The organism is Vibrio sp. A11 (genome assembly GCF_013048705.1).
Classification (GTDB): Bacteria; Pseudomonadota; Gammaproteobacteria; order Enterobacterales; family Vibrionaceae; genus Vibrio; species Vibrio metschnikovii.
This window is the reverse complement of the sequence record NZ_VHSI01000035.1, coordinates 1-6,481: the sequence shown is the minus strand read 5'-3', so window position 1 is coordinate 6,481 and position 6,481 is coordinate 1. Positions and strand designations below refer to the sequence as shown.

At 39.9% G+C, this 6,481-nt stretch carries 9 protein-coding genes and 2 pseudogenes; 6 read left to right on the top strand and 5 right to left on the bottom strand.

Going from position 1 to position 6,481, the window contains the following annotated elements:
* Positions 1-130 precede the first annotated feature (130 nt).
* Both FKQ60_RS16905 and FKQ60_RS16900 read right to left on the bottom strand, forming a co-directional pair.
* Positions 131-382, bottom strand: a pseudogene (locus tag FKQ60_RS16905) (GNAT family N-acetyltransferase); the annotation flags it as partial.
* Positions 379-651 (bottom strand): DUF1778 domain-containing protein, encoded by a 273-nt coding sequence (locus FKQ60_RS16900; RefSeq protein ID WP_004394087.1) that lies wholly within the window; start codon positions 649-651, stop codon positions 379-381. The pseudogene FKQ60_RS16905 and the gene FKQ60_RS16900, both read right to left, overlap by 4 nt.
* 280 nt (positions 652-931) lie before the next feature.
* On the opposite strand from FKQ60_RS16900, the gene FKQ60_RS16890 reads away from it, so the two are divergent.
* The 6 genes from FKQ60_RS16890 (at position 932) to FKQ60_RS16860 (ending at position 4,503) form a co-directional block, all read left to right on the top strand.
* Complete coding sequence (locus tag FKQ60_RS16890) at positions 932-1,645, top strand: Fic family protein (protein ID WP_170906793.1); 714 nt, start codon at positions 932-934, stop codon at positions 1,643-1,645.
* A gap of 141 nt (positions 1,646-1,786) precedes the next feature.
* The gene (locus FKQ60_RS16880) at positions 1,787-2,494 is read left to right on the top strand and encodes an amino acid racemase (protein ID WP_004397198.1); all 708 of its coding nucleotides are present in this window, start codon (positions 1,787-1,789) and stop codon (positions 2,492-2,494) included.
* Positions 2,495-2,650: 156 nt separating this feature from the next.
* Positions 2,651-3,058: a hypothetical protein gene (locus tag FKQ60_RS16875; RefSeq protein ID WP_170905684.1), complete on the top strand. Its 408-nt coding sequence runs from the start codon at positions 2,651-2,653 to the stop codon at positions 3,056-3,058.
* Between the two features lie 178 nt (positions 3,059-3,236).
* Positions 3,237-3,407 carry a hypothetical protein gene (locus FKQ60_RS16870; RefSeq protein ID WP_001080654.1) on the top strand — a complete coding sequence of 57 codons (171 nt, stop codon included), beginning with the start codon at positions 3,237-3,239 and terminating at the stop codon, positions 3,405-3,407.
* A complete protein-coding gene (locus FKQ60_RS16865; protein ID WP_000351249.1) occupies positions 3,407-3,808 on the top strand; it encodes a type II toxin-antitoxin system death-on-curing family toxin in 402 nt (133 codons plus the stop codon). The genes FKQ60_RS16870 and FKQ60_RS16865 overlap by 1 nt, the downstream gene beginning before the upstream one ends.
* Before the next feature lie 143 nt (positions 3,809-3,951).
* Positions 3,952-4,503 (top strand): VRR-NUC domain-containing protein, encoded by a 552-nt coding sequence (locus tag FKQ60_RS16860; protein WP_170905686.1) that lies wholly within the window; start codon positions 3,952-3,954, stop codon positions 4,501-4,503.
* Positions 4,504-4,638: 135 nt separating this feature from the next.
* Here FKQ60_RS16860 and FKQ60_RS16850 read toward each other — a convergent pair whose 3' ends face one another.
* The 3 genes and pseudogenes from FKQ60_RS16850 to FKQ60_RS16840 form a co-directional block, all read right to left on the bottom strand.
* Complete coding sequence (locus FKQ60_RS16850) at positions 4,639-4,917, bottom strand: type II toxin-antitoxin system RelE/ParE family toxin (protein ID WP_154170972.1); 279 nt, start codon at positions 4,915-4,917, stop codon at positions 4,639-4,641.
* Positions 4,914-5,198, bottom strand: coding sequence for a type II toxin-antitoxin system RelB/DinJ family antitoxin (locus tag FKQ60_RS16845; protein WP_017040620.1), 285 nt, complete (start codon positions 5,196-5,198; stop codon positions 4,914-4,916). Before FKQ60_RS16845 ends, FKQ60_RS16850 begins: the two co-directional genes overlap by 4 nt.
* 1,176 nt (positions 5,199-6,374) lie before the next feature.
* Positions 6,375-6,481 (bottom strand): annotated as a pseudogene (locus FKQ60_RS16840) (IS110 family transposase); the annotation flags it as partial.

Here is a 6,481-nt window from a genome sequence, read left to right as displayed (position 1 = left end):
GCCAAACGTTAACATGATGCTGCCAAGTTTGCTGTAGAGATGACATAAAAGCCTCCATAGGTAATGACTGTTGTCATTATCGGGGCTTGGGTTTAAATGGGAATAATGTCGAGAACTAAGCGCTTACGCCAGACGTTGATGACTGATGCTTTTTCTGTAACTTATCGGGCAATGCTTTTAGGTCAATGGGTGTCATTGTTAAAGTGTAAAAACCGATGATAAGTGAGGTGTTATTTTCATCCTCTAAAACAAATGTTCGGGTATTGTCTTTTTTAGCTTGCTGACTTGCCATGACTTTCAAATAGTTATTAAGCGCATCAATTCCGCAGTTGAATCGGTTTCTGTCGTGTTTATCTTTATCGAGTAATACCGTTTTCATCATTGGTTTTTGGTCTCATAACGTTCGGCGGCAGTTTTAAGCTTTTGATTTAATGTTGTTGGTTTATCGAGAGCCTCCATAAGTAAAATGGCGTCTGCTTGGCTTAATTTTAGTGTTTGCTCACGTTCAATCACTTGTTTTGCTTTTTCGATTGCAGCATTGAGTACAAATGAGTTAATACTAGACATGCCAGCGAGAGCAGCCGCTTTGGTTAATAAGTTTTGTGTATCGACATCAACTCTCGCAGTGATACGAGGTAAAGTGGTAGCCATAATGTGTTTTCCTTTGTGTCAAAATGTCACATCCTTATTATGGTGTTTAAATATACAAAAAGCAATTATTGTGTCACTTTGGCACGCAAGCTAACGCTTCAAGAGGGACAGCCAACGCGTGGCATTTTTACTATGCGTTGGTTTCGGTGATTACGGTGTTATGCGGTAAGTTGGTAGTAGCGTTGGCTGCCCCTTAAGCGGGCGTTAGCCGACTTCTACCACCTTACTCATCAGTAAGTGTATACTTAGCCAAGTTTTACTTACATTGAAGAAGATCACCATGACAGCATTGACAGATAACATGTGGAATATGAAACCAAATATACCGTTGGCTAAACAACTTGCCAAAAGAGATGTACCAGCTTTGGTTTATGACGCTGTTAACCTCGAGGGTGTTGCAATGACTTTACCTGAGGTGCAAACCATTCTTGATGGGATCACCGTAGGTGGCCATCGAATTAGTGACCAAAATATGGCAATGAACCAAGCTAGAGCATGGGAGTTTATTTTTGGCTTAGTTGATCAAGGTGAGTTCAAATTTAATAAAGAAACCGCCTTAAAAATCCACAATATCGCAGGTAAAGAAGAAGCGTTGGAGTGGGGTAAATTTCGCTCTGGTTACGTTTCTATTACGGGTTCAGAGTATGAGCCTCCGGCTCCAGATGAGTTGGACGAAAAATGGCTTGAAGTTGAGAGTCAGGTGAATAGCGAATCTGATGTTTACGATCAAGCAATTACTGCATTTTTACAAATGGCACGCGCTCAATTTTTTTGGGATGTTAACAAACGTACGGGGCGGTTCATGATGAACGGTATTTTGTTAGCTAATGGTTTCCCTATCATTAATGTGCAAGCCAAGCGTCAACAAGAGTTTAATACGCTCATGCTTGACTTCTATTCTTCTAATGACATGCGAGCAATGAATAAGTTTTTACGCAGCTGTTTGGATGAAAAAATCATTCGTAATTTCAAGCTAGATCTGAAAATCGGCTAACGCTTCAAGAGGGACTTCCAACGCGTGGCATTTTTATTATGCGTTGACTTTGGTGGTTTCAGTGTTATGCGGAAAGTTGGTAGTAGCGTTGTCAGCCCCTTAAGCGGGCGTTAGGGCTTACAGATATAAAGGAGCATTACGTTGAAGAAAATTGGATTAGTGGGGGGGTTAAGCTGGGTATCGACTCTTGAATACTACAAACTTATTAATGTTTTTACTAATCAGAGTCTCGGCGGCCATAAAAGTGCTCACGTCCTAATTGAAAGTCTTGATGAAGGGTTATTTCTCGATAATCAAAATAATGATCCAACAGAAAAACTGTGTGAGAAAATGATTGTCGATGCTGTTGATGTGCTTGTATCGGGAGGAGCAGAGGTAGTCGCTTTATGTGCAAATGGATTGCATCGTTTCATGCCAGCTATGAAAGATAAATATGATGTCGAATTTGTAGATATAAGAGATGCTACTGCTAAGGCTATTCAAAGCTTTGGTTTGGATCGTGTTGGACTCATCGGTGTACAGAAAACTATGGAGACGGAGTTCTATAAAGGCGTTCTTAACAGTTTTAGTATTGAAGCTGTAGTACCTAAGTTGGACTCTAGAAAGTATATCCATCAGAAAATCGTATCAGAATTGGTATTAAATAAATTCAAGGATGAAACAAAGTATGGTTTTTTATCGGTTATCGACGAATTAGTTGAGCAGAATGTACAAGGTGTTATTTTAGGCTGTACTGAAATCCCTTTATTACTTAATTGTCCTAACTATCATGGTATACCGTTATTTTCGACAACAGAAATTCATTGTCGTGAAATAGTAGAAAAAGCGGTCAAATTAGCATCGCCCTAACAAGGCGTTAAAGAGGGATTCGCAACGCGTGGCATTTTCGTTATGCGTTGATTTTATTAGTTTTTAGTGCAATGCGGTGAGTTGGTCGTTGCGTTGCTCACCCCTTAACGCGGCGTTATGTGATATTGTAAATTCAGCTACAGAAAGGAGAATTAAGTGGCTAATTCAGTGGTAATTCAACAATCAAATAATCAATTGAAAGTAAATTCAGATGCTTATGATTTAAGCCGAATTGTTGGTGTTGAAGTAAAAGTTTTGACGTTCAAAGACCATCTTTTGAGAATGCTCCTTTTGGGTGCAATTTCATCGAGTTTACTTTTTATCTTTATCCCATCAGAACATCAGGAATATGGATTAGCTTTTGCGTCTTTTTTGCCATTCATAGCATTTTTGTTCGGTGCTTTTTTGGGTTTTGTTAGCAGTAATAAATACGAGTTTCGTTTGGAATTTAATCACTTAGATGAAACGGGGATTCAATGGTTTACGGCGGCAAAAAGTAGAAAAGCTAGTGATTATGTATTGTTCAAAGAGCAAGAAATGGAGCTCAAGCGCAAAATCACATAACAAAGCGTTCAAGAGGGATTCGCAACGCGTAGCATTTTCGTTATGCGTTGATTTTATTGGTTTTTAGTGCAATGCGGTTAGTTGGTAGTCGCGTTGCTCACCCCTTAACGCGGCGTTATGTTTTTTATCACGTTTTGGGGCTATAATCGGTCAAACCTTTATTGATAGTAGGTGTGATATGAATCGAAAAGTTGAAGCTTACGGCGTTGATGCTGTTGAAAGACCGAAAATTAAGGCTAGCAAAAAGCTTGATTTAACTGGTGATGCTGGTCGTCAAATTGTGAAGTCTGAAACAAAACTTGCTTTGCGTACCCATCAGAAGACATTCACTAAATTGGCTGATATGTAATGGATATCATCTGTTTTCCTTTTGAACGAGTGATCGAAATTAATGCTTTCATCCTAAAAACAGAACCAGGAATGAAAGGGGCAGTTGATATTCCTAAGCTTCAAGGGGCGCTAGGTCGAATCGATAATGCGATCGTTTATGAAGGACTGGATGATGTTTTCGAAATCGCAGCTAAATACACTGCTTGTATAGCGGTTTCACATGCGCTACCAGATGCCAACAAACGCACAGGTTTGGCTGTGGCACTTGAATATTTATCACTTAACGATTTTGAGCTTACGCAGGAAAACGATTTACTTGCGGATGCAGTTCGAGATCTTGTTATCGGCATTATCAACGAAACAGATTTTGCCGACATTCTCTACGCACAATACGCAAAAGAACAAAATTCAGTTCTCTAAACATAACAAGGCGTTAAAGAGGGATTCGCAACGCGTAGCATTTTCGTTATGCGTTGATTTTATTAGTTTTTAGTGCAATGCGGTGAGTTGGTAGTTGCGTTGCTCACCCCTTAACGCGGCGTTAGTTGCTTCAAGGAGAGTCGATGAATTTTGAAATAACGGAAACAATTTTCTCTTATCCACAATTTCTTCTGGATGATTGGAAAAATGGTAATAAAGGCTGGATTCCCGAATCATTGTTTGTACCTCAAGATGTATACAATCAACCAAATTATCATTTTGGTGAATACTATGCTCTCAAAAAGTATCTAGAGCTAGGTTGGCAAGGAACGGCTTTTTATGCATTAGGTGATTGGGAATTAAACAATGATAAATACGAGCAAGGCCTAGCTGTTGTTGCCAAATATATCAATCCTACTCGATTAGCCATGTTGAAATTGCTTAGGCAAGGTTTAACATCAGGAGAACCTGATTTATTTCTTTACAAAGAAGATGGCTCAGTCCTTTTTGTAGAAGTAAAAAAGGGGGCCGATCGTCTTTCACAGTCACAGCTTGTATGTCTTTCACAAATTAAGTCGATTTTGGGCTGTGATGTTGCGGTTGTTTATCTAACGGAGGAGAATCAAGTATATGAACCCAAAACTTATATGCTTGATGTTATAGAGTTACCAGCTTCATGGATAGAACGCAACTAACAAACGGTTCAAGAGGGACAACCAACGCGTGGCATTTTTATTATGCGTTGGTTTTTGTGATTACGGTGTTATGCGGAAAGTTGGTAGTAGCGTTGGTTGCCCCTTAACCGGGCGTTAGTTGCCCACCGACTACAATCAATCGGTAGGGAATTTCTGCTTCTGGTGTAGAACTCGCATTATGCGAATAATTGAACCTTCTACCCAGTACGAAACGATCATTGAGATTTCGGGAATAATGAGTAATCGTCCTCGAATTCCATCCCGTTGAACACCCATCAATGGTTGTTCGAGTAAGTTTTCTACTTTAGCCTCAATAATGTCATCAGTTTTTTCAGCCGCATTAGGGTTAAAGTCATAAAGAAACTCAAAGATCTTCTCACGATCATTTAGCGATTCCTCTTCCCATAAAATCATTGCTGGCCTCGATTACGAATTTTGGCCTTTCGTTCAGCCATTCGTGCTTTAGCTGAATTATGTTCAACAAATGAAGATTTTCCTGAGTCAAACTTCTCAAATGCTAGGTTTATTTGTTCAGTTAACCAAGCGTCATGAGATAATGTTTTTCTTTGTTGCTCAGCCATTTGTTCAGTAAGTTCACGGCAAGCATCGCTGAGTGTGCGACCTTGGCTCTCAGCCATTTGTTGGGCTAAACGTTTAATTTCGTCATCAACACGAAATTGAATTCTAGTGTCCATGAGTAGCTCCCTAAGTTTGCGTGTGTACAAATGTTAGCACTAGAATAGAGCAAGGGCAACTAACAAACGGCTCAAGAGGGATTGCCAACGCGTGGCGACTTTAGTGCAAAATTGAAGTTCAGTGTTTACAGTGTGTTTTTTAAGTTCGGCGGTGCGTTGTCAACCCCTTAATCGGGCGTTAGGTCACAACGGGATCACACGAATAATGTATGAAGATATCGAGTGAGTATGGAATAGCCAATAGGGTATAGAGGAAAGAAGGCAAAAAGGACGAATATTAGTCATTTCCATGATACCCTTGAGGCGCTTTCGTGCGCACCTTAATCGGGGCGCGATTGAAGCGTGACGCCCGCAAGACCTCAAGGTAGAGCGATGCCCAATACTTCGGCTTCGATTTTTGTCTTTTTCTTCAATTCTTTTTTGATAGTCAATAATGAACGAGAGACCATAGGCAACATTGGTCGTGACCTAACAAACGATTCAAGACAGACTCGCAACGCAAAGCATTGTTATTATGCGTGTAGTTTGGTGATAAAGTCGTTATGCGGAAGGTTGGTAGTCGCGTTGTTCGCTGCTTAATCGGGCGTTATGCTTTATTGAGCCTCAGCAAAATCAACATACAAATTTTAATAGGAAAACTTGGTCTGATTTTAGCGGTTTTTCATCCTAATTAATTGATAATATGAGTATATTGTTCTTTTTGGTGGTGATTGAAAGTTGAACGATGCTTTTGTGTTTTGGTCGGGTTTTGCTCTGATAAATTGTGTACGCAAAAGATTCAATTTTTGCTGAAAGGTCTCTTTCTTTGGCGTTGCTTGCTCATTGATTCCACTGGCTGTTTCGCTTCAGCATGTTTGGGATCTCATAAAATCTAGCTTGCTGGCAGTGTTTGGTTAGCGCAAGTTTATCGATGATAGTGCGCTTTTTTCCGGCTCTGCTCTGATAAATTGTGTTCGTAAAAGGTTCATTTGTCGCTGAAAGGTCTCTTCCTTTGGTGTGGTTGACCCCTTGATCCCGCAGGCTATTTCGCTTCAACTTATTTGGGATCTTATCGGCAACAATACTTGCTGAAAGTAGGCAAGTTTATCATTTTGAGTTAAAGTGTTCGTAACCAATAAATATTGAAAAAGTTCAATTTAATCAATAAGTAATAAAGCATAACAAGAGACTATGGCGTCAAGAGTTAATTTTGGCGCTGTTTACATCCCACATGCAGCCGTCTCTGAGCATAGAATTTAGGATAACTACCATCTTTCTGACGCAAGCAATGATCGCTACTTTTT

Excerpts from the sequence above, each read along its gene's own strand:
- FKQ60_RS16900 (WP_004394087.1), bottom strand. The coding sequence starts at position 651 with ATGGCTACCACTTTACCTCGTATCACTGCGAGAGTTGATGTCGATACA.
- FKQ60_RS16860 (WP_170905686.1), top strand. The coding sequence starts at position 3,952 with ATGAATTTTGAAATAACGGAAACAATTTTCTCTTATCCACAATTTCTT.
- FKQ60_RS16865 (WP_000351249.1), top strand. The coding sequence starts at position 3,407 with ATGGATATCATCTGTTTTCCTTTTGAACGAGTGATCGAAATTAATGCT.
- FKQ60_RS16870 (WP_001080654.1), top strand. The coding sequence starts at position 3,237 with ATGAATCGAAAAGTTGAAGCTTACGGCGTTGATGCTGTTGAAAGACCG.
- FKQ60_RS16850 (WP_154170972.1), bottom strand. The coding sequence starts at position 4,917 with ATGATTTTATGGGAAGAGGAATCGCTAAATGATCGTGAGAAGATCTTT.
- FKQ60_RS16890 (WP_170906793.1), top strand. The coding sequence starts at position 932 with ATGACAGCATTGACAGATAACATGTGGAATATGAAACCAAATATACCG.
- FKQ60_RS16845 (WP_017040620.1), bottom strand. The coding sequence starts at position 5,198 with ATGGACACTAGAATTCAATTTCGTGTTGATGACGAAATTAAACGTTTA.